This is a genomic window from Duganella sp. (assembly GCF_039595735.1).
In the GTDB taxonomy this organism is placed as follows: Bacteria; Pseudomonadota; Gammaproteobacteria; order Burkholderiales; family Burkholderiaceae_D; genus Rugamonas.
In genome coordinates, this window is record NZ_JBCNLB010000018.1 from 44506 (window position 1) to 68599 (window position 24094).

Annotated in this window: 21 protein-coding genes; 17 read left to right on the forward strand and 4 right to left on the reverse strand. The window is 68.1% G+C overall.

The annotated features are described in order from the left end of the window. Positions 1-17 precede the first annotated feature (17 nt). The 7 genes from sctJ to ABDW57_RS23270 are packed head-to-tail and all read left to right on the forward strand — an operon-like array spanning position 18 to position 7349. A complete protein-coding gene (gene sctJ, locus ABDW57_RS23240) occupies positions 18-776 on the forward strand; it encodes a type III secretion inner membrane ring lipoprotein SctJ (RefSeq protein WP_343732583.1) in 759 nt (252 codons plus the stop codon). Further along, entirely contained in the window at positions 776-1432 is a 657-nt protein-coding gene (locus tag ABDW57_RS23245; RefSeq protein WP_343732524.1) for a type III secretion protein HrpB4, read from the forward strand. Before sctJ ends, ABDW57_RS23245 begins: the two co-directional genes overlap by 1 nt. Next, entirely contained in the window at positions 1417-2157 is a 741-nt protein-coding gene (gene sctL, locus ABDW57_RS23250; RefSeq protein WP_343732525.1) for a type III secretion system stator protein SctL, read from the forward strand. Before ABDW57_RS23245 ends, sctL begins: the two co-directional genes overlap by 16 nt. Beyond that, on the forward strand, positions 2154-3524 hold the full coding sequence (gene sctN, locus ABDW57_RS23255) for a type III secretion system ATPase SctN (RefSeq protein WP_343732526.1): 1371 nt from the start codon (positions 2154-2156) through the stop codon (positions 3522-3524). The genes sctL and sctN overlap by 4 nt, the downstream gene beginning before the upstream one ends. Continuing rightward, the gene (locus tag ABDW57_RS23260; RefSeq protein WP_343732527.1) at positions 3521-4036 is read left to right on the forward strand and encodes a hypothetical protein; all 516 of its coding nucleotides are present in this window, start codon (positions 3521-3523) and stop codon (positions 4034-4036) included. The genes sctN and ABDW57_RS23260 overlap by 4 nt, the downstream gene beginning before the upstream one ends. Next, the gene (sctT, locus tag ABDW57_RS23265) at positions 4033-4854 is read left to right on the forward strand and encodes a type III secretion system export apparatus subunit SctT (protein WP_343732528.1); all 822 of its coding nucleotides are present in this window, start codon (positions 4033-4035) and stop codon (positions 4852-4854) included. The genes ABDW57_RS23260 and sctT overlap by 4 nt, the downstream gene beginning before the upstream one ends. Further along, positions 4851-7349: an ATP-binding protein gene (locus ABDW57_RS23270; RefSeq protein WP_343732529.1), complete on the forward strand. Its 2499-nt coding sequence runs from the start codon at positions 4851-4853 to the stop codon at positions 7347-7349. Before sctT ends, ABDW57_RS23270 begins: the two co-directional genes overlap by 4 nt. Here the strand turns inward: ABDW57_RS23270 and ABDW57_RS23275 are convergent. Continuing rightward, complete coding sequence (locus tag ABDW57_RS23275) at positions 7346-8053, reverse strand: response regulator transcription factor (RefSeq protein WP_343732530.1); 708 nt, start codon at positions 8051-8053, stop codon at positions 7346-7348. The two genes, ABDW57_RS23270 and ABDW57_RS23275, sit on opposite strands and share 4 nt — an antisense overlap. A 248-nt stretch (positions 8054-8301) precedes the next feature. Here ABDW57_RS23275 and ABDW57_RS23280 point away from each other — a divergent pair, with 248 nt between their 5' ends. The 9 genes from ABDW57_RS23280 (at position 8302) to moaD (ending at position 20897) form a co-directional block, all read left to right on the forward strand. Continuing rightward, positions 8302-9732: a helix-turn-helix domain-containing protein gene (locus ABDW57_RS23280; RefSeq protein ID WP_343732531.1), complete on the forward strand. Its 1431-nt coding sequence runs from the start codon at positions 8302-8304 to the stop codon at positions 9730-9732. A 21-nt stretch (positions 9733-9753) separates the two neighbouring features. Then, positions 9754-11511 (forward strand): type III secretion system outer membrane ring subunit SctC, encoded by a 1758-nt coding sequence (sctC, locus tag ABDW57_RS23285; protein WP_343732532.1) that lies wholly within the window; start codon positions 9754-9756, stop codon positions 11509-11511. 141 nt (positions 11512-11652) lie between these two features. Next, positions 11653-15339 carry a hypothetical protein gene (locus ABDW57_RS23290; RefSeq protein ID WP_343732533.1) on the forward strand — a complete coding sequence of 1229 codons (3687 nt, stop codon included), beginning with the start codon at positions 11653-11655 and terminating at the stop codon, positions 15337-15339. After that, positions 15339-15782: a lytic transglycosylase domain-containing protein gene (locus ABDW57_RS23295; protein ID WP_343732534.1), complete on the forward strand. Its 444-nt coding sequence runs from the start codon at positions 15339-15341 to the stop codon at positions 15780-15782. Before ABDW57_RS23290 ends, ABDW57_RS23295 begins: the two co-directional genes overlap by 1 nt. 207 nt (positions 15783-15989) lie before the next feature. After that, entirely contained in the window at positions 15990-17150 is a 1161-nt protein-coding gene (locus ABDW57_RS23300) for a hypothetical protein (protein WP_343732535.1), read from the forward strand. A gap of 69 nt (positions 17151-17219) precedes the next feature. Continuing rightward, positions 17220-17822, forward strand: coding sequence for a hypothetical protein (locus ABDW57_RS23305; protein ID WP_343732536.1), 603 nt, complete (start codon positions 17220-17222; stop codon positions 17820-17822). A 125-nt stretch (positions 17823-17947) separates the two neighbouring features. Then, positions 17948-19426 (forward strand): threonine synthase, encoded by a 1479-nt coding sequence (gene thrC / locus ABDW57_RS23310; protein WP_343732537.1) that lies wholly within the window; start codon positions 17948-17950, stop codon positions 19424-19426. Then, positions 19426-20643 (forward strand): gephyrin-like molybdotransferase Glp, encoded by a 1218-nt coding sequence (gene glp, locus ABDW57_RS23315; protein WP_343732538.1) that lies wholly within the window; start codon positions 19426-19428, stop codon positions 20641-20643. Before thrC ends, glp begins: the two co-directional genes overlap by 1 nt. Then, the gene (moaD, locus tag ABDW57_RS23320; protein ID WP_343732539.1) at positions 20643-20897 is read left to right on the forward strand and encodes a molybdopterin converting factor subunit 1; all 255 of its coding nucleotides are present in this window, start codon (positions 20643-20645) and stop codon (positions 20895-20897) included. The genes glp and moaD overlap by 1 nt, the downstream gene beginning before the upstream one ends. Here moaD and ABDW57_RS23325 read toward each other — a convergent pair whose 3' ends face one another. Then, the gene (locus ABDW57_RS23325; protein ID WP_343732540.1) at positions 20898-21143 is read right to left on the reverse strand and encodes a hypothetical protein; all 246 of its coding nucleotides are present in this window, start codon (positions 21141-21143) and stop codon (positions 20898-20900) included. A 32-nt stretch (positions 21144-21175) separates the two neighbouring features. Between ABDW57_RS23325 and ABDW57_RS23330 the strand changes: the two genes are divergently transcribed. Then, entirely contained in the window at positions 21176-22426 is a 1251-nt protein-coding gene (locus ABDW57_RS23330) for a TIGR03862 family flavoprotein (protein ID WP_343732541.1), read from the forward strand. On the opposite strand, the gene ABDW57_RS23335 is transcribed toward ABDW57_RS23330, so the two are convergent. Both ABDW57_RS23335 and ABDW57_RS23340 read right to left on the reverse strand, forming a co-directional pair. Further along, positions 22413-23222, reverse strand: a complete 810-nt coding sequence (locus ABDW57_RS23335; protein ID WP_343732542.1) for a head GIN domain-containing protein — start codon at positions 23220-23222, stop codon at positions 22413-22415. The genes ABDW57_RS23330 and ABDW57_RS23335 overlap by 14 nt on opposite strands. Before the next feature lie 7 nt (positions 23223-23229). Beyond that, positions 23230-24024 (reverse strand): DUF1700 domain-containing protein, encoded by a 795-nt coding sequence (locus ABDW57_RS23340; RefSeq protein WP_343732543.1) that lies wholly within the window; start codon positions 24022-24024, stop codon positions 23230-23232. Positions 24025-24094 lie beyond the last annotated feature (70 nt).

Here is a 24094-nt window from a genome sequence, read left to right on the forward strand (position 1 = left end):
AACCTGTATTCAAGTCCATGGCGCTGGCGCTGTGCCTGGCGGCGGCGCTGACCGGTTGCAGCAAGCAATTGTTTGCTCAACTGAGCGAGGCCGATGCCAACGATATGCTGGCCGTGCTGCTGGAGGCCAATGTTGACGCGACCAAGAGCTCGCCCGACGATGGCAAGAGCTGGCTCATCAGCGTGGCCGATGAAGATTTCGCGCGTGCCATGCAAGCGTTGCACGCGCATGGCCTGCCGCACGCCAAGTACACCAACCTGGGCGAAATGTTCAAAAAAGATGGCCTGATCTCGACCCCCACCGAGGAGCGGGTGCGGTTTATCTTTGGCGTGTCGCAACAGTTGTCGCGCACCCTCAACGATATCGATGGTGTGGCGCTGGCGCATGTGGAGATCGCGCTGCCCACTAATGATCCGCTGTCGAGCGTGGTCAAACCGCCGAGCGCCTCGGTCTTCATCAAGTACCGCCCCAACACCGACGTGGCCTCGCTGGTGCCGGGCATTAAGAACCTGGTGGTGCACAGCGTGGAGGGACTGAGCTACGACAACGTCAGTGTGGTGATGGTGCCGGGTGCCGCCGCCGCGCCGCTGCCGGCGGCCGCCGCGCGTCTGCCGCGCGGCCTGGTGTGGGGCGGTCTGGCCGCGCTGCTGGCATTGCTGGCGGCCGGTGCGGTCCTGCTGCTGCAGCGGCGTGGTCTTGGTCCTGCCGCCTGGTTGGCGGCGGCCAGACGGCGCTGGCCGGCTCGCGTCGGGCCCGGCAAGCAGGGGAGCGCCTGATGACCGCAGCCCTCTGTCTGGACGAACACGCTTCGGCTGAGGCCGCGCTGCTGCCGGTGGCGCAGCTGGCGGTGTTGTTGCAAGCCTATCAGGATCAACTGGCGCGCCTGGCGTACCACACTGATCCGGCCTGGCTCGGCAACCTGCCCGATGGCGGCGTGACGGCCGGGACGCAAGAACGTGCGGCGCGCCTGCGTACGCAACTGGGCCTGGCGCCGGTGCGGCCAGACGCCTTCACCTTGCCGGCGCACCGGCTGGCTCTGCTGGAAAAGCCGCAATTAATGGCCGTGTTGGCGGCGCGCGCCCTGTACGCGCACCGTGTGGCCTTGTGCCGCTGTGTGGACGGAGCGGTGCTGGCGCAATTCCGCGCCATGGTCGGGCCGCACGCTTTGTCGGCCCTGCGCGCCGCCGCCGGGCCGGAATCCTTGGCCGCGCCGATGCCGGCGCATGGTACGCTGGCCGACTGGGCGGCCGAAGGTTATCTGCATTTTACGCGCGATGGTGCATGGCGGGAGCCCAGCCTGCAACGTCTGATCCAGCTGGCGTTGCCTGCTGCCGCCACTGGGGCGCCCGTTGTCGGCGCCAGCGGCGACAGCGACGCGTTGATCGCGTTGTTACCTACCTTGTTCCCGGAGTTGGCATGGTTATTTGGTTAAGAGGCGATCATGGTCCGCTCGGGCTTGGCCAGGACGTGGTGCGCCGCGAGGAGTTGGCGCAAGTGCTGGAACTGGCCGCGGGCTGGCAGGCGATGGAGCAGCGCGGTGCTGTCCTGCTGGAGCAGGCGCGCGCGCAGGCAGATGCGCTGGTGGCACAGGCCGAGGCGCGCGCAGCCGCCATCGTGGCCGACGCCGAGCGGCGTGTCGCTGGCAGCACCCGGCTGGGGTATGCGGCCGGCCGCCAGCAGGGTCTCGACGCGGTGCACGCGCAGATGCAGGCCCGCGCCCGCGACGACCGGGCCGTTTTGCTGGCGATGCGCGAACGGCTGGTCGCCATCGTGTACCAGGCCGCGCAGCTATTGCTGGCGCGGGCGCCGCACCACGGCCTGTACCAGCGCGCAGCCGAACTGGTGGGCGCCGAACTGGATCAGGCTTCGTTCCTGACCGTGACTGTGCACCCCGGTGCGGCCAGCCAGGTGCGCAAGCTGTTTGCCGCTGCCGGCTTGCCGCTGCGGCCAACCATCGTCGAGGACGCGGCGGCCGGCGCGGGCGCTTGCCTGTGCGAGTGGGACTATGGCGTGCTGGACGCCGGATTGCCGACGCAATTGGCGGCCCTGCGCAAAACGCTGCGGCAGGCGCTGGACGAAGCGCTGGATCAGCCGCCGCAGCCGGCGCAGTCGCAGCGGGTCGCGGCAGCCGATGCGGGTGCGGGAGCACCAGCATGACGGCGATCGGGCTCCAGCCGGCCTATCCCGCCGGCCCCGGCAGCACGCCGGCCGCGCTGCATGCGCTGGCGGATGCCATCGCTGCAGGCTTGGCGCGTCAGCCGGCCGCGGTGCGGGTCGGCAAGGTGGTGGAAGTGACCGGCACGCTGCTGCGGGTCGGCGGCCTGGCCGTCCAGCTGGGCGAACTGTGCGATCTGCGCCAGCCCGATGGCACGCTGCTGCAGCAGGCTGAAGTGGTCGGGTTCACCCGCAACCAGGCCGTGCTGGCCCCGTTCGGCAGCGTCGAGGGCCTGTGCCGCCAGACCCGCGTGACCGGCCAGGGCCGCCCGCTGGCGGTTAATGTCGGCCCCGGCCTGCTGGGCCGCGTTGTGGATGGCCTGGGCCGCCCGATCGACGGCGCCGGGCCGCTGCTGTGCGACGATCAGATCAGCATTCAGGCGGCCGCCCCCAATCCCATGACGCGGCGCCTGATCGAGCGTCCCCTGCCGACCGGCGTGCGCCTGATCGACGGCCTGGCCACGCTGGCCGAGGGCCAGCGCATGGGCGTGTTCGCGCCGGCCGGCGTCGGCAAGAGCACCCTGCTGGGCATGCTGGCGCGCGGCACCGCCAGCGACCTCAATGTCATCGTCCTGATTGGCGAGCGCGGGCGTGAGGTGCGCGAGTTCATCGAGCTGGTGCTGGGGCCGGCCGGGATGGCGCGCAGCGTGGTGGTCTGCGCCACCTCGGACCGTTCGTCGATCGAGCGCGCCAAGGCCGCCCACGTGGGCACCGCCATTGCGGAATACTTCCGCGACCGCGGCCTGCGCGTGTTGCTGATGCTGGATTCGCTGACCCGCTTCGCCCGCGCCCAGCGCGAGATCGGACTGGCTGCCGGTGAGCCGCCGGCCAGACGCGGCTTCCCGCCCTCGGTGTTTGCCGAACTGCCGCGCCTGCTGGAGCGGGCTGGCATGGGCGAGCAGGGCTCGATCACCGCGCTGTACACCGTGCTGGCCGAAGACGACAGCGGCAGCGACCCGGTCAGCGAGGAAGTGCGCGGCATCCTGGACGGCCACTTGCTGCTGTCGCGCAAGATCGCGGCCCGCAACCAGTATCCGGCCATCGATGTGCTGGGCAGCCTGAGCCGGGTGATGAGCCAGGTGGTGGCGGCCGAACATCAGCAACAGGCCGGCCGGGTGCGCGCCCTGATGGCCAAGTATGACGAGGTCGAGACGCTGCTGCAGATCGGCGAATACCAGGCCGGCGCCGACGCCCTGGCCGACGAGGCGATTGCCCGCCGCGACGAGATCGCCGCCTTTCTCAACCAGGGCACCGACCACTGCGTCGCGCCCGACGACACCTTGCGGCAACTGGCCGCCATCGCCCGATGACGCCGGCCGGATTGCGCGCCTGGCGCGCCCTGGGCGACGTCAAACAGCGCGCCATTGCGCGCGCGCAGCGCACCCTGTCCGGCCAGCGCGCGGCGCTGGCTGCGGCCGAGGAGGGCGTCAGGCAGCGCGCCGACCAGCTGGCGCGCTGCGATCAGGCGCTGCGGCAGCACGCGGCGCAGCAGGCGCGCCTGCTGGCCGGCGCCGGCCTGTCGCCGCTGCTGTACCTGGAGTACGAGGCCTGGCGCGGCCGCCTGAGCGAGCAGCAGGCGGCGGCCGGCGCGGCGCTGCAGGCGGCCCGGCAAATAGTTTTGGACAAACAGCACGCGATTGGGCAAACTCTGCGGGAAATTGCCGGCCTGAGCGCGCAGCGCGATCAGATCGGCGCGCGGCTGGCGGCCGGCGCCCTGGCCGCCGATCTGGCGCAGCAGGATGATCAGGACGAGGAAGCTGGCGAAACCAGTGTGGCGCGGCTGCTGGCTGGCCGCGCGGCGGCCCGGGCGGAGGCGGCATGAACGACTTCGCGACCGTGGCCGCGCTGTGGCGCGCCGAGCAGGGCTGGCACACGCTGCTGATGTTGCTGGCCTTGTGCAGCATCCGCCTGCTGGTGGTGTTTGTGGTGCTGCCGGCGGCGTCGGACCAGGTGCTGTCCGGCGGCACCCGCAACGGCGTGGTGTACGTGATCAGCCTGTTCATTGCGGCCGGCCAGCCGGCCGACACCCTGAGCCGGCTGGATGCCATCAGCTCGATGATCATCGTCGGCAAGGAAATGTTCATCGGCCTGGTGATTGGCTATGCCGCCTCGGCGGTGTTCTGGGTGGCGCAAAGTGTAGGGGTAGTGATCGATAATATGGCAGGTTTTAACAATATCCAGACCAGCAATCCGCTGCGGGGCGAGCAGAGCACGCCCATTTCCAACGTGCTGATCCAGCTGGCGATCGTGCTGTTCTATGTGTCCGGCGGCATGTTGTTCCTGCTGGCGACGGTGTTTGCATCGTTCCGCTGGTGGCCGCTGACCGCCACGCTGCCCTCGCTGGACGGGCTGGCGCAAACCTTCCTGATCAGCCGGGTGGACAGCATCGGCGCCGCCACCGTCAAGCTGGCGGCGCCGGTCATGCTGGTGCTGGTGCTGGTCGATCTGGGCTTCGGCCTGGTGGCCAAGGCCGCCGACAAGCTGGAGCCGATGTCGCTCAGCCAGCCGGTGCGCGGCGCGCTGGCCCTGCTGATGCTGGTGCTGCTGACCGGCGCCTTCGTGGCCCAGGTCAAGCCGGAATTCACCTTCCAGCAATTCCAGTCGCTGCTGCGGCACGGGGTGGCGGGGGCGTCCCGATGAGCATGCTGATGCGCAGCTGGCTGATGGCGCTGTGCCTGTGCGGCGCGGCGCGGGCGGCGGCCCCGCCGGAGACGCCGGTCCACGCCGAGCTGATGCAGATTAACGCCCAGTACCAGGAAGACCGCCCGGCCGCGATCCAGCGACTGCAGGCGCTGCAGGACCACTTGCCGGCCAACGCCACCTTCGACGACCGCAGCAAGACGCTCAACACCCTGATCAATTTCTACGTCGACAGCGGCGATGCGCGCGCGCGCCGCTACATTGATGAGCTGGCGGCGCTGGGCGAGCGCGGGCATGACCTGGAAAGTATACTGTGGGCGCAGAATTACCGCGCCCGCGTGCTGACGCTATTCGACGCCAAACCGGCCGAGGGCGCGCGCCTGGTTGAGCAGGCGCTGGAGCGGGCCAGCGGCGTCAGCCATCGGCTGGCCGGCGCGCTGCACGACAGCGCCGCCATGTGCTACCAGGAGCAAAGCGATTTCAGCAGCGCGCTGCGCCACCAGCAGGCCGCGCTGGCCCTGCTGGAAGGGCGCAGCGCCGGCGACGTGTTCCACCGCGCGGTTGCACTCAACAATATCAGCGCGCTGTACAACCAGATGGGCGAACCGCGCCAGGCGCTGGATTACAACCGTCAGGCCGAGGCCCTGGCGCGCGCCCAGCACGCGGAAGGCATGCTGGCGTCGCTGGCCTTTGGCCGCTGCGATCTGTACCGCAAATTGAAGCAGCCGGAACAGGCCGCCACCACCTGCCAGCAAAGCCTGGCCATGGCACGCCGGGTCGGCGACCGGCAACTGGAGGCGTCGGTGCTGAGCTTGCTGGGCAACCAGGCCTGGGAGCAGGGCAATTATCCGGATTGCCTGCGCTATGCCAAGGCCGCGCTGGCGCTGCGTCAGGATCAGCCGGCCGACACCGCCAACGCGCGCGTGGATCTCGGCCTGTGTCATATCGGCACCGGCGCGGTGCAGCAGGGCGAGGGCGAGATCCTTGCGGCGCTGGCGGTGTACCGCAGCGGCAACGATGACCAGGCCCTGCTGGAAACGCTGGGAGAACTGGTCACGGCCTATGCACGCAACGGCCGGTTCCGCGAGGCTTACACCACGCTGCGCGAGCTCAGCAGCAAGGAAGCGGCGCTGGCGCAGCGCAATCTGGACCGCGCCACACTGAAGGTGCGCTCCGACTTCGAATTTACCGCGCGCCAGCAGGAGATCGTCGCCCTGCGCGAGAAGACCCGCCTGCAAGAGACCGAACTGACCAATGAAAAGCTGGAACTGGCGGTGGGGGTGCTGGCGGCCTTGCTGGTGGCGGTGATCGCCTTCTTCAAGCTGCGCGAGAAGGAACGTTCGCGCCGCCAGGCCCAGCTGGAAAACCGCAAGAAGTCGCGTTTTGTGGCCGAGGCCGCGCACGACTTGCGCCAGCCGATGCAGGCCATCGGCAACCTGCTGGGCGCGGCTGCCCACGCGCTCGGGCGCGGCGATGTCGGCAAGGGCAGCGAGCTGATCGGCACGGCGCAGAAAGCCACCAATGTCATGCGCTCCTCGTTCAACGCCGTGCTGGAATTGTCGCGGCTGGAGAGCGGAGCGATTACGGCCGAGTACAGCAGCTTTGACCTGGCCGAGCTGGTCAGCGAGACCGTGTTTGCGCTGCGTCCGCTGAGCGAGGCGCGCGGCGTGGCGATCCGGCTGCGGCTGCGCGCCGGCCGCACCCTGATCGTGCGCAGCGACCGCCAGCTGCTGGGCCGGGTGCTGAGCAACCTGCTGACCAACGCCATCAAGTACAGCGAGCCGTCGCGGCCGGGCGGGGCGGTGGTGGTGGTCGGCGTGGTGTCGCTCGGCTGCCATTGCCGGGTTGATATCATCGACAACGGCGTCGGCATCGCGCCCGAGCTGCAGGAGAAAATTTTCCGGCCGTTCTTCCAGGCCGACAATCCGGGCCGCGACCGCGAGCGCGGCATTGGCCTGGGCCTGACCATCGTCGATTCCATCCTCGGCCTGCTGGCGCGCCACACCCTGAGCCTGCGCTCGGAGGCAGGCATCGGCAGCCGCTTCCTGGTGCGGGTGCCGGTGGCCGGCGCGCATGAACCGGTGACGCCGCCGCCGCTGGCCGTGCCGCCGACCTCGCCCGACGAGGTGGCCGGCCTGTATCTGTTGTACATCGAGGACGACCGCCTGGTGCGGCGCTCGACCGAAGCGCTGTTGCGCGAATACCGCGTGCTGTGCGAATCGGCGGCCTCGCTGGCCGAGCTGGAAGCCTTGCTGCCGGGGCTGGAGCGCATGCCGGACCTGGTGCTGACCGACTACATGCTGCCGGGCGGACGTACCGCGCGCGACGTGGTGCGCGCGGTGCGGCAGGAGTTTGACGCCAGCCTGCCGGTGATCGTGCTGACCGGCGAGAGCGGCAGCCTGACCCTGGACGGCGAACTGGCCGGCGCCACCCTGCTGCGCAAGCCGCTGGAAGCGGCCGCCTTGCTGGCGCAGATCCGCGCGCTGTGCGGCTAGCGGCCGGCGCCGCTGTCGGCAGCGTCCGGCAACGGCGGGATGATGACGCCGCGGCGCGACACCTCGACCAGCAGCTCGGTGCGCCGCGTTACCTGGAACAGGCGGAACAGCTTGGGCACGTAATCCTTGCGGATGGTGCCTTCCTCCACCCCCATCTTGCTGGCGATGGCCTTGTTGGGCAGACCCTGGCACAGGTAGTACAGCACTTCCAGGCAGCGGCCCGACACCCCCAGCGATTGCGCCGACACGCTGGGACGCGGCGGCACCGCCGGCGCACTGACGCCATCGCGCGCCATGGCCGTCACCGGCACGAAAATCCCGCCCTGGAACACGGTGTCCAGCGCGCGCTGGAACAGACCATCGCTGCGCATGTCCTTGGGGATGTAGCCGCAGGCGCCGGCATTCAGGCTGTCCAGCACCAGCGTGCGCTCCTCCGAGCCGGACAGCATGATGGCACGCGTCTCGATCTGCTGCTGGCGCAGGTAGTGCAGCAGGTCCAGCCCGGTTTTCTCGGATTTCAGGTCGAAATCGATGAACGCCAGGTCCACCCTGCCGGCCGCCAGTTGTTCCACCGCTTCCTCATAGGAGGCTGCTTCCCGGATGTGTGCCTGTGGCTGCGCAATGCGGATCAGCTCGCGCATCCCGGCACGCACCAGGCCCTGGTCTTCCAGCACCAGGATCGTCAATTGTGCTGCGTCAGTCATTTGTTCTCCATGTAGCCCGTGCATACGGCGCGCGTGAATATAGCATTAGAAAAGTTTCTGCGGCGCACTATTTAATTTGGGGTGCGCACTTGCCGATCCGTCAATTGTCGGATAGCCAACCCGACATCTGGCCCGCGTTCGCCCGACATCTGCGGGATCGTCAGCGCCGGGGCGCTCTGCCACCATGCCTGCATGCCCGCGACACCCGCTAGTCGCGGCACCGACCCTACCACGATGAGGTGACGCCCATGTTTCAGATTTACTTTGCGTTGATATCCGCCCAGGCCCATGGCGATGGCATGCCGTCCTACGCCCGCGCCATGCGGGACGGCGACTTTGCCGCCGCACGCCGCCACGCCGAGCGCCTGGCCGGCGCCGACGATGGCGCGGCCGAGGCCGCGGCGCTGCAGGCGCTGGCCGACGCCGCGCTGGTGCTGGGCCACGATGAAGATGCCGAGGAACACTACCGCCGCGCCCAGAAGCAGCTGCGCCTGTCAAACGACGGCTTGCGCGTGCTGTCCTGCCGCAACGCCGGCTGGCAGGCGCTCAGCCTGCACCGCTACAGCGCTGCCATGCAGTGCTTTTCGCGCAATGCCCGCGACAGCGCGGCCGGTGCCACCGATCAGATCGAGGCGGTGCTGGGGGTGGCGCTGGTGCACCACCGGCTGGGGCAACAAGCCGCCTGCGACGAGGCCTTGCGCCACGCGCGCCAGCTGGCCGCCGAACAGGACGATGGCCGCTGGGCGCTGCTGGCTGACTTGCTGGCGCTCGATTGCGCGGTGCAGCTGCGCATCCGCTGCTCGGCCGGGCTGCGCGATCACGTGTTCTGGCAATCGGCGGCCGCGCGCGGCGATCACCACGCCCAGTGGCAGCGGCTGGCCGACTGCATGGCCGCCGGCGACGCCCGCCATCCGGCGCCGGAACTGGTGGCACAGCGCCATGCCGGCCTGGCGCTGCTGCTGCGTCTGGCCGACGGCGAGCGCGACGCCGCCATGGCACTGACCAGCATGATGGGACGGGCACCGCGTGGGCACTGCGCCGCGTACGCCGGCTGGCTGCAGGTCGAGATCGCGCTGGCCGCGCTGGCCGGCGAGCAGGTCGACCTGGCCGAACAGGCCCTGCAGCGCGGCCAGCAGGCTGATCCGCGCGCCCACCGCTGGAGCCTGGATCAGCGCTATTGCCAGGCCAAGATCGCCATGTTGAAGGGCAACAGCGCCGAGGCCTTGCGCTTTTATGCCGGCTACACCGGCGAGGCGCTGCAATGCCTGCGCATGGAAACCCAGGTCATCAAGGCGCTGGACGGGGTGTTGCGCGCGGCCGAGGGGCCGGCCAGCGACGACATCAGTGCGCGCCTGCCGGCCAAGTACCGCCGCGCCTACCGCTACATCGTTGACCATTACCGCAATGACGACCTCAATACTGCCGAGGTGGCGGCCCACATCGGCGTCACCGAGCGGGCGCTGCAAATGGCGTTCCGCGAGCGCCTTGGCATGTCGCCCAGCGCCGTGCTGCGCCGCGTGCGGCTGGACGCGGTGCGGGCCGAGCTGCTGACCGAGAGCGGCGCGGCCGATGGCATCCTGCGCACCGCCAACCGCGTCGGCCTGAAAAGCCGCTCGTCGCTGATCCGCGGCTACCGCAAGCAATTCAACGAGGCGCCGTCGGCCAGCGCCTGCCGCTAACTCCCCCATCCCAGGAATTCCATGAACCGTTATCTCCCCGCCGGCGGCCTGCTGCTGGCGGCCTGGCTGGCCTGCGCGCCGCTCCAGGCCGCCGCGACCGAGACGCCGTCCGCCGCCGCGCGCCGCATCCCCTGGCAAAGCGCCAGCATCAAGTACGTGGCCGACCACCAGGACGTGAAAGAAGTGCTGCGCCAGCTGGCTGCCAGCCAGAACGTGATGGCCGCGATTTCGCCCCAGGTCGAGGGCAACGTCACCGGCAGCTTTGCCGAGCCGCCGCAGCGCCTGCTCGAACACCTGGGCGCCTCGTTTGGCTTCGTCTGGTACTACGATGGCGCCGTGCTGTACATCGCCGGCGCCAACGAGGTGCGCAGCGCCTCGATCGGCCTGAACCACGCCAGCACGGCCAACTTGCGCAGCGCCATCGCCCGCCTGCGCATTGCCGATCCGCGTTTTGCCATCGTGTATGACGACCAGACCAATACCGCGCTGGTGTCCGGACCGCCGCGCTACGTGGAAGTGATCAGCGAGCTGGCGCGCAAGATCGACGTCGACCACCAGCAGAAGCGGGCGCTGGAAGTGCGCGTGTTTCCCCTCAAATATGCCTGGGCCACCGACCGTCCGTTGCGCGTGGGCGGGCAGCAGGTCACCATCGTCGGCGTGGCCAACATCCTGCGCAGCATGTACCAGAAAAACGCGTCGCAGCCGCAGTTGCCGCCGCTGGCGGCGCCCGGCGTGGCGCGCGTCGGCAGCCTGGCGCAAAAGAACGAGCCGGCTGCGGCCAGCAGTTTCTGGAGCGCCGCGCTGCCGGGCCTGGGCGGCGGCGACAACGCCGCCCGCAAGCCGCCGCTGCCGCCCGCCGGGCAGGCCGGCGCCACCGACGGCGCGCAGCCCCTGCCATCGGCCGCCCCGGCGGCATCGACCGCGGGCGCCGATGACGACGGCCCCACCATTCAACCCGACCCGCGCGGCAACGCCATCCTGGTGCGCGACCTGCCGGAAAGAATGGCCGACTACCAGCGCCTGATAGCCGAGCTCGATACCCGTCCCAAGGTGCTGGAAATCAGCGCCAGCATCATCGACATCAGCGAAAACGCGCTGCAGCAGCTGGGCGTGGACTGGCGCCTGCACAGCAGCCACCTGGATGCGCAGACCGGCAACGGCAGCCTGCCGCTGGCCAGCTACCCGGGCTCGCTCAATCCCGACAGCGGCGCGACGACGCCAACCGGCGGCACCCTGACCGCCGTGCTGGGCGGCGCCGGCCGCTACCTGCTGAGCCGCGTCAGCGCGCTGGAGCAGGGCAGCGAGGCGCGCATTACGGCCAGCCCCAAGGTGGCCACGCTGAATAACGTCGAGGCCGTGATGGACAACAAGACCACCTTCTATGTGCCGGTGGCCGGCTACCAGTCGTCCGACCTGTACAGCGTGTCGGCCGGCACCTCGCTGCGGGTGCTGCCGATGGTGGTGCCGCAGGCGGAAGCCGGGGAGGACGGCCAGATCCGCCTGACCATCCACATCGAGGATGGCCAGCTGACCGGGCAGCTGGTGGGGCAGCTGCCGGTGGTCAGCAATAGCGAGATCGATACCGAAGCGCTGATCCGCAACGGCGAAAGCCTGCTGATCGCCGGCTACGCGGTGGAGCAAAACAGCAAGCAAAACACCGACGTGCCGCTGCTGTCGCGCCTGCCCGTGCTGGGCGCGCTGTTCCGGAACAAGCAGGACCAGCAGCAGAAATTCCAGCGGCTGTTTCTGTTGACGCCGCGCATCATCAGCGCGCCGTAGCGAGCTGGACCCACCAGCACTTCGCCTGCGCGGCGCCGGCTTCGGCCGGCGCCACAGCCGCCGTGTTCCGGTCCGCTAGCCTGTGTCGACAGCGGCATCGGGCGCGGTCCGGCGCCATCCCTTCTTTTGAGGAGCACTCCCATGAGCAATATCGGCAATATCTTCCGCAGCATGCAGCGTCCCGTCGCGCCGCACGACACGCCATCGACTTCCGGCGCGCGCAGCGGTCCGTCGTCGCCGGTGGTCTCGCCGCGCGCCAGCGCCAGCGTGCCGCCGCAGCTGGCCGGGCTGACGCCGCGCCTGCAACGCACGCCGCTGCCAACCGCCGACGCCGGTTCCGATGATGAGCAGGAGTTCTTTGACGCCGCCGACCACTTCACGCCGGACACCAGCGAAATCGTCGCGGAGACCCCGCCCGCCGCGCCGCCGATGACGGGCGCGGCACGCCGTGCCACGGTGGCCGACGTGGCCCACACCATGCCGCATCCGACGCCCCGGCGCGAGTCGACCCAGATAGCCAGTTTCTTCACCCGGGTGCAGGTCAAGCCGGGGCGCGGCATGCATTTGCCCAGCGCGGGAGCGACGCTGGCGCCGGCCCCGGCCGCCCAGCGCGGCACGCCCAGCGCGCCGCCGGCTGGCAAAGCGCTGGACAAGGGTCTGCTGAACAGCGATCACAACAAGATGCTGAAAACCATGCGCAACGCCGTGACGCAAATCGCCCCGGAGCTGCCCAAGCCGCCCAAGACCGGCCAGCCGGCCGACAGTCTGGCCGCCCTGCATGACGCCGGCGCCATGCGCCAGCATATTGCCGGCCTGTTCGGCGCCCAGCGCACCGCCCTGGGCGTGCATATCGCCGGCGACTCGCTGACGGCAGCGCTGGACGCGGCCCTGCAAACGCCGGCCCCGCACCGGGGCGCCGGACCGGTGGACCATCCGGCCCTGTCTTTCCCGTACAGCCAGCACCTGATGGTGGGAGAGCACCTGGCCCAGGCCTGTGACGGCCACGCCTATCGCGCCGCGGCGGCGCTGGAGGTGCTGCGTTCCGCCCCGCAGATGGAGCAGATGCTGCAGGGCCTGGCCAGCGGCCAGCTGGACGAGGCGCCACTGGACGCCTTGCGCACGGCCACCGGCCTGGCGCAGACGGCGCCAGGCTTCCGCGCCCTGATGACCATGATGCAACCGCCGCTGGCGTCCGAACGCCAGGCTGGCTTCCAGCGCCTGCTGACCGCCGCCGGCAAGGTGGCCGAGGAGGGGGCCGCCGCCCACGGCGTCAACGCCTTGTCCGGCGCCGCCAGCCGCGCCGCGCTCAAGGTGAACGTCGGCCATGCCCACACCACGCTGGCCGAGACCGTGCTGACCATTGAAATGGGCATCCACACCACGCCGCACGTGGCTGGCGCCGCCAGCCCATATGCGGCGCTGGCGCCGGCCGACAAGGGCGCGGTGTTCGCCTGGAAGAATGGCTTCCGCGAGAGCGGTCCTGGCACCGAGTTGTCCAAGGTGCAGGGCCGGCTGGCCAAGATCGGCAAGTACGTGGCGCGCGCGGCCAAGCACGAGAAGAACAGCGCGGTCGCCTTCAATGCCAAAAACCCGCTCAAGAACGGCAAGTTCGTCAAGGCGCGTGCGAAAATGGTGGCGGCCAGCGTCAACCAGGTGTTTGGCCGCAAGAAGTCGCCGCTGACGCCGTTCCGCGCGATGGGCGTCAACAACGCCGGCCAGGGCCACCCGGACGACAACATCACCAAGCTCGACAGCACGGTGCAAACCGCCATGCACGAGCTGAGCGGGCATCTGGAAGCGCAATTGCCGGCGCCAGGCTCGCCCGCGCACGCGGACATGGTGCGCCATCTGGCCGATCCGCGCCAGCCGCTGCCGCCGCAGCTTGAAAAGGTGGCGCTGATGAATTACGTGCAGCGCAGCATGGACCAGGTGCGCCCGCTCGGACACGCGCTGGGCAAGGAGGCCCTGATGCAGGTGGCGATCGATATCGCCGACCACCACGGCACGCCGGGCGCCACGGCGGCCATCGCGGCCAAGCTGGCGCCTTGGGAGGGCAAGAGCGTGACGCTGCCGCACCTGAAACAATGGGCGCAGGACAGCGGCCTGGCGGAGCTGCAGCCAGCGCCGGCCGGCGCCAGCCGCACCGCGCAGCAGGAAACCACGTTTGGCAAGGCACTACGCCAGGCCAACACCCTGCACGATCCGGCCACCGATCGTCCGCGCGACATGACGCCGGAGGGCGCCCATCAGTATGTGCGCACCTTTGTGCAGGAACATACCTGGGGCGGGGTGGTCACAGCCGGCAGCGGCGGCACGGTGGGCGTCAACCTGGCGCCGCTGTCGGTGCCGATCAAGAAGCTGTCCGGTGCGGTGACCAAGGCCCTGACCGGGGTCAAGGCCTCGGTGGCGCCGGTGGCTGACGTGCGCTATACCCAAACCCGTACCGCCGTGCTCAGCGTGGGCACCAGCCACCATGGCGGCGAGTTGTTCGTTGGTACCCAGAAGCAGCATGCGGGCGGCTTTGGCGGCGGCATCACGGCCTCGGTGCGCAAGGGCCTCGGCAAGCTGTTCAGCGTGCAGGGCGGCGGCCAGGGTACGGTCACGCCGCTGGCCGGCGACAAGGGCTATACCCGCGGCGTGATGGTGCGCACCGCGCGGCCTGAAAATCCGGACGGCCAGACCTTCAACAGCGCCGGCGCACGCGATGAGCTGACCCAGTTTGTCGATACCATGTTCACCCTGGCCAAGGGCGAGGGCGGCGCCAACCTGTCGCCGGCCGCCACGTGGGAGAAGATCGCCAGCGAATACCTGGACAGCGACACGCTGTCGATCGGCTGGCAGAACCAGTCGGCCGAGACGCTGCGCCATAGCGCTGCGGCATCCGTCAACGCCCGCGCCAGCATCGTCGCCCATGACGAACCGTATGAGGCGATCGGCATCGGCGTCAGCGCCGGCATCAGCGCCGACTGGGCCTCGGCCGCCAACAACAAGCGCACCGAAAGCACCGGCGCGGTGCGCATGGTGCGCAACAACCACCTGTCGCGTCTGCAGGTCAACGGCACGCTGGGCATGACCACCACCGCGCCCACCATTCCAGTCGAGGATGGCAAAGGGACAATGGTCACGCCGCCGGACGGCGGCAAACCGCAGGAGGTGGGCGCCGATCCGACCTCGGAAGCGCTCAACCTGATCACGCCGCTGGCGGCGCGCCAGGCCAACTACAGCCTGGTGGATCAGGGCATGAACGTGACCTTCCGCAGCGTGATCGATGCCGGCCGCCTGTCCGAGACCTACACCCTGCGCGAGGTGGAACACCGCGACGCCCAGCACTTCAAGGCCTTGCTGACCGAGCCGAGCCGTCAGGTCCAGTTCGAGAAAGTGTTCGAGGCGGTCCACGGACCGGCCGAGGCCAGGCATGAACTGGCCAAGTTCGTCGCCAAGCTGGACAACTGGGCCGGACCGGGCCAGCACTACACGCTGCGCTCGCGCCTGCGGGCCGATGTGCGCAAGGGTCTGGACGAGAGTGCCGCGCTGGCGTCAACCATCCATCGCCGCAATCCGCAGGACCCGGCCTTGCAGCAATTGTCGGCCCACATGATGTCCAGGCTGAGTGACGAGAACTCGTGGGTGCCGATGCAGATCCAGGCTTTCGAGGCACAGACCGCCAGCGACGTGGGCGGACTGAATTTCGGCGCCGTGCTGACCGCCAATCACACCGTCAGCAGCGACCGCGAGCTGTACGCTACCGCCGCTCCGCCCAATATGGTGCGGGCCTGGGCCGCCGAGCCGCTGCCGCCGGTGCCCGAGCACGGTGCGGAGGGGGCGTGATGCGCGGTCCGCTTCGGGCCTGGCCGCTGGCGCTGGGCGCCGCGGCCGCGTGCCTGGCGGCGCCGGTGCGTGCCGATTGCTTCGACGAGGCGGCTGCCTACCAGCACGTCAATGCGGAGGTGCTGCGCGCCATTGCCTGGCAGGAGTCGCGCGGGCGCGCCGACGCGCTGCATCACAACGCCAACGGCTCGCTGGATTATGGCCTGATGCAGATTAATTCCGCGCACCAGGCGGAGTTGCGGCGCTGGGGCATTGCGCCCGAGCAGTTGATGGAGCCGTGCGTGGGCGTCTACGTGGCGGCCTGGCACTTGCGCAAGATGATGCTCAAGTACGGCAACACCTGGGATGCGGTGGGCGCCTACCACTCGGAGACGCCAGCCCTGCGCGACAGTTACAAGGCGGCGATCCAGCGCATTGTCGCCGCCCACGGCGGCCAGCCGTAAGGCGGCCCGGGGGCGGCTTCGTCAGGCAGCGCGGCGCTTCGTTTTCGCGCCGCCCAGCGCGCCCGCCCTTGTTAAGCTGAAAACATACCCCGGCCATGGCCGTTGGTAGTGGTGCGGAGCGTGACCCTCCTGCCGCGCGCAACGCCGGCTGGCCGCCGTTTCGGCGTGGCCGGCCCGCCTTTTTCATTTTCGCTGAAAGGAATCATTATGAGTTTCAAGAGTTTTTTCAAGCATCTGGGTCACGCGATAGAACATGCGGCCAAGGATGTGGTTCACGGCGTCGAGAACGTCGGCAAGGATCTGGTGCATATGGGCGAGTCGGCCCTGCATATGGTGGACGATTTGGCGCACCTGAAGTTCAAGGCGGCGCTGAATGACGCCGTGAGCTGCGCCAATTACGGCGTCAAGGCGATGACCGAGATGCCCAAGGCGGAAATGGAGGCGGCGTGCGATGCCACCACCGAGATGCATTTCAGCAAGTCGCTGGACAAGATGGCGCAGAAGGTCAAGCACATCGGCGACCAGGTGGTCGACGCCGAGCGCCAGGTGGCGGACAAGGTGCTGACCGGCGTGGCGAACGGCATCGACAGCACCGTCAGCGGCACCATCAACATGGCCAAGGATGTGGCGCATGGCGATTTCGGCAAGGCTTTGCAGGATGGCATGGGCGCGGTCGGCGGCGCCTTGACGGTGGCGGCGGCACTGACGCCGGAGGGCCTGGCGGCGGCGGCAGTGGTGGGCACCATGCAGGTCGGGCATATCGGCAGCGACAAGCTGCAGAATTTTGTCGGTGATGTGGTTGGCGGTCCCAAGGGACTGCTCAAGCGTGCGGCCGAGAGCGGCGCCGGGCTGGCAGTCAACGAGGCGGCCACCAAGGCTGGCGAGGCGCTGGGCAGTGTGCCGGGCGCGAACAGCAACACGCTGCTGGTGGCCGGCATGGCCGCGCCGCTGGCAGCTGACGCCTTTGAGAGCCGTCGCGGACGTCAGCGTGGCGGCGAGGCGCCGCACACCACCACGCGCGATGTCACGCCGCCGGGCGAGCAGGGGATGAGCCATCCGGCTGCCGGCACATCGCTGGCGCAGCAGCCGGACGGCACTGAGGGCAGGCCCGCCACGAACCGCAAGGATGAGGCGCACGACAGTAAAGACAAGCGCGGCGACCGCGCGCAGGCGGGGACTGATCTGATGTCGAGCCTGGCGGCCACTGGCGATGCGGCCTCGACGATCGCTGCGGCGCGGGCGTCGGCTGCGGCCACCATCGCGGCCCAGGACGCGATCGCGGCGATCCAGAACGCGATTGCGCTGAACCAGGCCAAGAATCAGGTCGAGGACGAGCTGGGCAAGGGCGTCAAGGCGCTGGCGCAGTAAGCGGTTGGTTTGCCATGTCATGCGGGCCGGCGCGGTGCCGGCCTGGCATGTCTTTACAGGAGTTCCATCATGACTGTTAATCGTCTCAGCCATTCCTCTCCCGTCAGTCCCGACCTGGCGGCTCACGCCCCGCCATCGGGACCGGCGGGTGCGGCAAAGCCCGGTGCGCGTCCGGCCATCAGCGGTCCGCTGGCGCAATTGGCGCCCACCGGGCGGGCCGCCCGGCCTGCCGCCTCCGGTGCCGGCCCGCGGCTGCTTGGGATGCCGCCGCAGCGCTTGAAAATTGCCGGACTGCCAAGCGGCGGCAAGGCCGGGGCCACGCGCCCGGCAAGCCCGCCGGCGTCCGCGCCAATATCGGCCTCGCCGGCGTCTGCGCCAATATCGGCCTCGCCGGCGTCTGCGCCAATATCGGCCTCGCCGGCGTCTGCGCCAATATCGGCCTCGCCGGCGTCTGCGCCGGTATCGGCCGCGCCGGCGGCACCGGCGTCTGGGCCCGCACCGGCAGCGCCCGCCGAGCACGACGGCGGCATCGCTGCCATGCGGGCCTCGGCCATGGAGACGATTGCGGCACAAAATGCGCTGGCGCTGATTCAGAACCAGATTGCCGTCAACCAGGCCAAAAACTCGGTCAAGGAAGAGTTGGGCAAAGGCCTGAAAGCCCTGGCGCAGTAGGCCGGCACAGCAAAATAGCCATAAAACAACGCGGAATTCACGCAAAAGCCCCGCTCGCACTATAATATTCGCTTGTTTGCACCGTTCTGCTCTTTTGCTGCCAGCCCAACCGGACTTTCTACTTTATGCAATACGTGTCTACCCGCGCCGCGTCGTCGGCCGCCGCTTCGTCTTCCCAACCATTTTCGAACATCCTGCTGGGCGGCCTGGCCGCTGACGGCGGCCTGTTCCTGCCGACCGCTTACCCGCAAGTGACCGGCGCCGAGCTGGACGCCTGGCGCAAGCTGTCCTACGCCGAGCTGGCGTTCGAGATCCTGAAGAAGTTCGCGACCGACATTCCGGAAGCCGACCTGCGTGCGCTGACCGCCAAGACCTACACTAAAGAGGTGTACAAAAACGCCCGCAAGGACGAAAACGCGGCCGACATCACGCCATTGCGCGTGCTGGAAGAGGGCGAAAACGGCACCAGACTGGTATTGCAAGCGCTGTCCAACGGCCCGACCCTGGCATTCAAGGACATGGCCATGCAGCTGCTGGGTAACCTGTTCGAATACGCGCTGGCCAAGCAAAACGCGGAACTGAACATCTTTGGCGCCACCTCTGGCGACACCGGCAGCGCCGCCGAATACGCCATGCGCGGCAAGCAGGGCATCCGTGTCTTCATGCTGTCGCCGCACCAGAAAATGAGCGCCTTCCAGACCGCGCAGATGTTCTCGCTGCAGGACCCGAATATCTTCAACATCGCCATCGAAGGCGTGTTCGATGACGCGCAGGACATGGTCAAAGCGGTGTCGAACGACCTGGAATTCAAGGCCAGGCACAAGATCGGCACCGTCAACTCGATCAACTGGGCGCGCGTGGTGGCGCAGGTGGTGTATTACTTCCGCGGCTATCTGGCAGCGACCACCTCCAATGACCAGAAGGTCTCGTTCACCGTGCCATCGGGGAACTTCGGCAATATCTGCGCCGGCCACATCGCCCGCATGATGGGCCTGCCGATCGACAAGCTGGTGGCCGCCACCAATGAAAACGACGTGCTGGATGAATTCTTCCGCACCGGCGTGTACCGCGTGCGCAAGTCGTCCGAAACCTATCACACCAGCAGCCCGTCGATGGACATCTCCAAGGCGTCCAACTTCGAGCGCTTCGTCTACGAACTGGTGGGCCGCGACGGCGACCGTACCCGCGCCCTGTTCCAGAAAGTGGAAACCCACGGCGGCTTCGACCTGTCCGGCAAGCCAGGCAGCGATGGCGACGAGTTCAAACTGGTGGCCAATTACGGCTTCAAGTCCGGCAAGTCGACCCATGATGACCGCGTCAACACCATCCGCGACGTGGCCGACGATTACGGCATCGTGATCGATACCCACACCGCCGACGGCATCAAGGTGGCCAAGGAAAACCTGGAACCCGGCGTGACCATGATCGTGCTGGAAACCGCGCTGGCGGCCAAGTTCAACGAAACCATCCTGGAAGCGCTGGGCGAGGACGCCGAGCGTCCGGAAGGCTTCGAGAACATCGAAGCGCTGCCGCAGAAGTTCGTCGTCATGAAGCCGGAAGTCGAGGCCATGAAGGCGTACATCGCCGCCAACACGGGCCTGTAATGAGCGAGCCGCGCAAGCCGATGTTGTCGGTCAGCGAGGCGCTGGCCTTGATGCTGGACGCGGTGCGTCCGGTGGCGGACAGCGAAGTTATTCCAACGCTGGCGGCCAATGGCCGCGTGCTGGCCGCGGCGCAGCTGTCCGGCATGAATGTGCCGGGCGCCGATAACACGCAGATGGATGGCTATGCGGTGCGCGCCGTCGATTGCGCCAGTGGCAACGCGGCGCTCAAGGTATCGCAGCGCATCCCGGCCGGCCATGTCGGCCAGCCTTTGCAGCCGGGGACCGCGGCCCGCATCTTCACCGGCGCCATGATCCCGCAAGGCGCGGATGCGGTGGTGATGCAGGAGCAGTGCGAGTTGAATGGCGACGTGGTCACCATCAGACATGCACCGAAATCCGGCGAATGGATACGCCGCGCCGGCGAGGACATCACCAGCGGCAGTGTGATGCTGCCGGCCGGTACGCGCCTGCGCAGCCAGGAGCTGGGCCTGGCGGCATCAGTCGGGCTGGCCGAACTGCCGGTCAGGCGCAAGCTGCGCGTGGCGGTGTTCTTCACCGGCGACGAGCTGACCATGCCGGGCGAGCCGCTGGCGCCGGGCGCCATCTACAATTCCAACCGCTTCACGCTGCGCGCGCTGCTGGAAAACCTGGGTTGCGAGATCAGCGATTTCGGCATCGTGCCGGATACGCTGGAAGCCACGCGCTCGGTGCTGCGCGAATCGGCGCAGGGGCATGATCTCATCATCACCTCCGGCGGCGTGTCGGTGGGCGAGGAAGACCACATCAAGCCCGCGGTGGAAGCGGAAGGCAAGCTGAATATGTGGCAGATCGCCGTCAAGCCGGGCAAGCCGCTGGCGTTTGGCGAAGTGCAGCAGGCCTTCTTCATTGGCCTGCCGGGCAATCCGGTGTCGAGCTTTGTAACCTTCCTGTTGTTCGTGCGGCCATTCATCCTGCGCCTGCAGGGCGTGGAAGGGCCGATCGCGCCGCGCGCCTACAGCATGCGCGCCGACTTCAGCTGGCCCAAGGCCGACAGGCGCAACGAATTCCTGCGCGTGCGCATCAACGACAACGGCGGCCTGGAACTGTTCCGCAACCAGAGTTCCGGCGTGCTGACCTCCACCGTGTGGGGCGACGGCGTGATCGACAATCCGCCGGGTACGACCATCGCCGCCGGCGACATGGTCCGCTTCATACCGTTTAACGAATTACTGTATTAATGGCTATTACCGTAAAATTTTTCGCCAGCGTGCGTGAAGCCGTTGGCGCTTCGTCGGAATCGCTGGCCGTGCCGGCCGGCGTGGCGACCGTGGGCGCGCTGCGCGATCACCTGGCCGCGCGCGGCGGGAACTGGCAGCAGGCGCTGGGCCATCCGGCGCTGCGCATGGCCTACAACCAGGTGATGTGCGGCGCCGATACCGCGCTGGCTGACGGCGCCGAAGTGGCGTTCTTCCCGCCGGTGACCGGCGGCTGACTATTTCTTCGCGTGCTTGCCCTTGTAGGCCTTGGCGACGTCCTCGCAGGCCGCGCAAGCCATGGCGTTGCGGAAGCGCCGCCACGCGACGTAATTGAAGATGCCGGCGGCGATCAGCGCCCACAAGCCGGCGCTCAGATAATCTTCTTTCGTGGTCGAGCCCTTGAACCACTCAACGGCGGCTAGAATGGCGAACAGCGGCACCGCTGCCAGCAGGTAGCGCTTGATCCAGAACGTTGCACCCATCGTATCTCCCTTGTTTTGTATATGGACCTCTCATGCAGTCTAGTTTGACACCTTTTCGCGTTGCCGTCATCGGTGGCGGGCCGGCCGGCCTGATGGCGGCCGAAACGCTGGCACAAGCCGGCGTTCAGGTGGACCTGTATGACGCCATGCCCTCGGTCGGCCGCAAATTCCTGCTGGCCGGCCGCAGCGGGATGAATATCACGCACGCCGAAGCGTATGAGGATTTCGTTGACCGCTACGGCGTCAGCGCGCAGGCGCTGCGCCCGGCGCTGGACAGCTTTGGCCCGCGGGCCGTGCGCGACTGGGTGCATGGACTGGGGCTGGAGACCTTCGTCGGCACCTCGGGCCGGGTGTTCCCGACCGATATGAAGGCCGCGCCGCTGCTGCGCGCCTGGGTGCATCGTCTGCGCGAAAGCGGTGTGCAGTTCCACCTGCGCCACCGTTGGCTGGGCTGGCAGGACGGGGCGCTGCGATTCAGCGCGCCCGGTGACGATGGCGCACACGGCGAACGGCTGGTGCGCGCCGATGCGGTCATCCTGGCGCTGGGCGGCGGCAGTTGGGCGCGGCTCGGTTCGGACGGCGCCTGGCTGCCGGTGCTGGCACAACGCGGCGTCGCGGTGGCGTCGCTGGCGCCCGCCAATTGCGGCTTTGATGTCAACTGGAGTGGGCATTTCAGCAGCCGTTATGCCGGCGAGCCCTTGATGACGGTCGCCGTCATCGCGCGCAATGCGCACGGCGAGGAGATGCGCAGGCAGGGCCAGTTCGTGGTGACGCAGGGCGGCGTCGAGGGCAGCCTGATTTACGCCTTGTCGGCGGCGCTGCGCGACCAGATCGCGGCCGCGGGCCATACCACCATCTGGCTGGATCTGATGCCGGACTGGAGCGCGCAGCGCGTGGCGGAAGAACTGGCGCGGCCGCGCGGCGCGCGCTCGCTGTCCAGCCATCTGCAAAGCCGGTTAGGCATCAAGGGCGTGAAAGCCGGCCTGCTGCGCGAATGCCTGAGCAAGGACCAATTCAGCGACGAGGCGCAACTGGCGCAGGCCGTCAAGCGCCTGCCGCTGCGGCTGGAGCGCGCGCGGCCCATCGATGAAGCGATCAGCAGCGCCGGCGGCGTGAAGTGGGAAGCCCTGCAAGGCACGATGTTGAAGGCCGCGCCGGGCGTGTTCGTGGCCGGCGAGATGATCGACTGGGAAGCGCCGACCGGCGGCTATCTGCTGACGGCCTGCTTTGCGGGCGGCGTGGCCGCTGCCCGCGATGTGTTGGCCTGGCTCACTCCCAGGTAACTTCGCCGGAGCCGGTGCGGCTGACGTTGCGGTGGTCCGGATTGCCCAGCACGCGGATGTCGCCGCTGCCGCGCAGGCTCAGGTCCGCTGACTGCTTGGCGAAGACGTGGGTAGTGCCGGAGCCTTTCAGATTGACGGTCACCTTGTCCGAGGCCAGGTGGCGCGCATTCAGGTCGCCGGAGCCGGTCAGCTCCGCGGTGAGCGTCTTGCAGCTGCCGGAAGCGCTGATCTGGCCCGAGCCTACCATCTCCAGCTCCACATTCTCGCTGCTGCCGGCGTTGATGTTCATATTGCCGCTGCCATGGGCGCCGGCGGTCAGTTCGCGATAGCGGCCGACAAAATTCACATTGCCCGAACCGTGCAGCTGCAACTCCAGCCGCTCGCCGTTAAAGCCGGATACTTTGGTGTCGCCGCTGCTGTGCACCGTCAGTTCCTCCAGCGACGGCAGCACCAGTTCCACCTGCAGGCGATGGCGCGGATTCAGCAGCATGCCCTTGGTGCCGATGTGCAGGTCGCGGCCATCCTGAATGGTTTCGATATTGCCCAGCGAGCGCTGTTCGCCGCGCACCTTGAGCGAGGCGGTCTGGCCCTGCACCAGCATCAGGTCGATCGGACCATTCAGTTCCACCACCGTGGCCATGGCGTCGATCTTGCGGCTTTCCGTGCCCAGCGAGCGGCCGGCCATGCTGGTCGGGCTGCTGCTGCCGTAGGCCTTGAGCATGCTGTAGGTGACGCCGATCAGCACAAACGCCAGTACCAGCAGGCCGGCTCCAATTTTCATCAATGCGCGCATCATGTTTTCCTCAACGTCCGCGCAGCAGCGAGGCATTCATCGCCGCGTAACGCTTCAAGCCTATGACGGTGTAGCGGGTCAGCACAATGCTGATCAGGCACAGGCCAATGCCGCCCAGGATCAGCCCCAGGCCGATCAGCGACTGCGTGGTGCGGGCGCCGCTGTCGAAGTCAGTGGTGATGTGGACATCGCCGGCGGCCACCGCTTCGGCGCGGTTGAGCAGCTTGCCGCTGCGGCTCAGGCCTTCGTCGTCGGGCGGCGGGGTGTCGGCATCGTCCTTGTTGACCTGCACGCCCATGCTGTTGATCGAAACCCGCCAGCCCTGGGCATCTTCCTCATCCTCGCGGGATTCAAAGTGGGTGTTGGTGAATTCCATCAGGTGGCGCAGCGGGCCTTCCAGCGCCAGCTCGTTCTGGCCCGACAGGCCGCTGGCCGTCAGCGCCACGCCGCCAATGTAGAAGGCGAAGGCCGAGATGTAGATCGCGCCCAGCAGACTGGCATAGACCATGGCCGGAATCACCATGAACAGGTTGAAGATGGCCAGGCCGATGAAGGACACCAGCACGCGCGCCAGGTTGAGCGGGGTTTTCTTTTGCTCGAAGGCGTTCAGGTGGGCGTTGGCGCGCAGGGTCATGGCGATCTTGCGCGGTTCGTCCAGCTGCTTGTAAACCTCGTCCTCGCTCTGGCCGGCCACCAGGCCGTCGATGTAGCGCTGCTCGTAATAGGCCAGGGTCTTGGCCACTGTTTCCGGCGGCAGTCCCTGCATGGCCTGCTTGAGCGCGTCGAGGTATTGCTGCTTGGTCATGATATTAAATCCACAATGTTGCGTGCCTTTTGCCGATGGTGCAACTGTACGCAGGTAGCCATCGAGACGC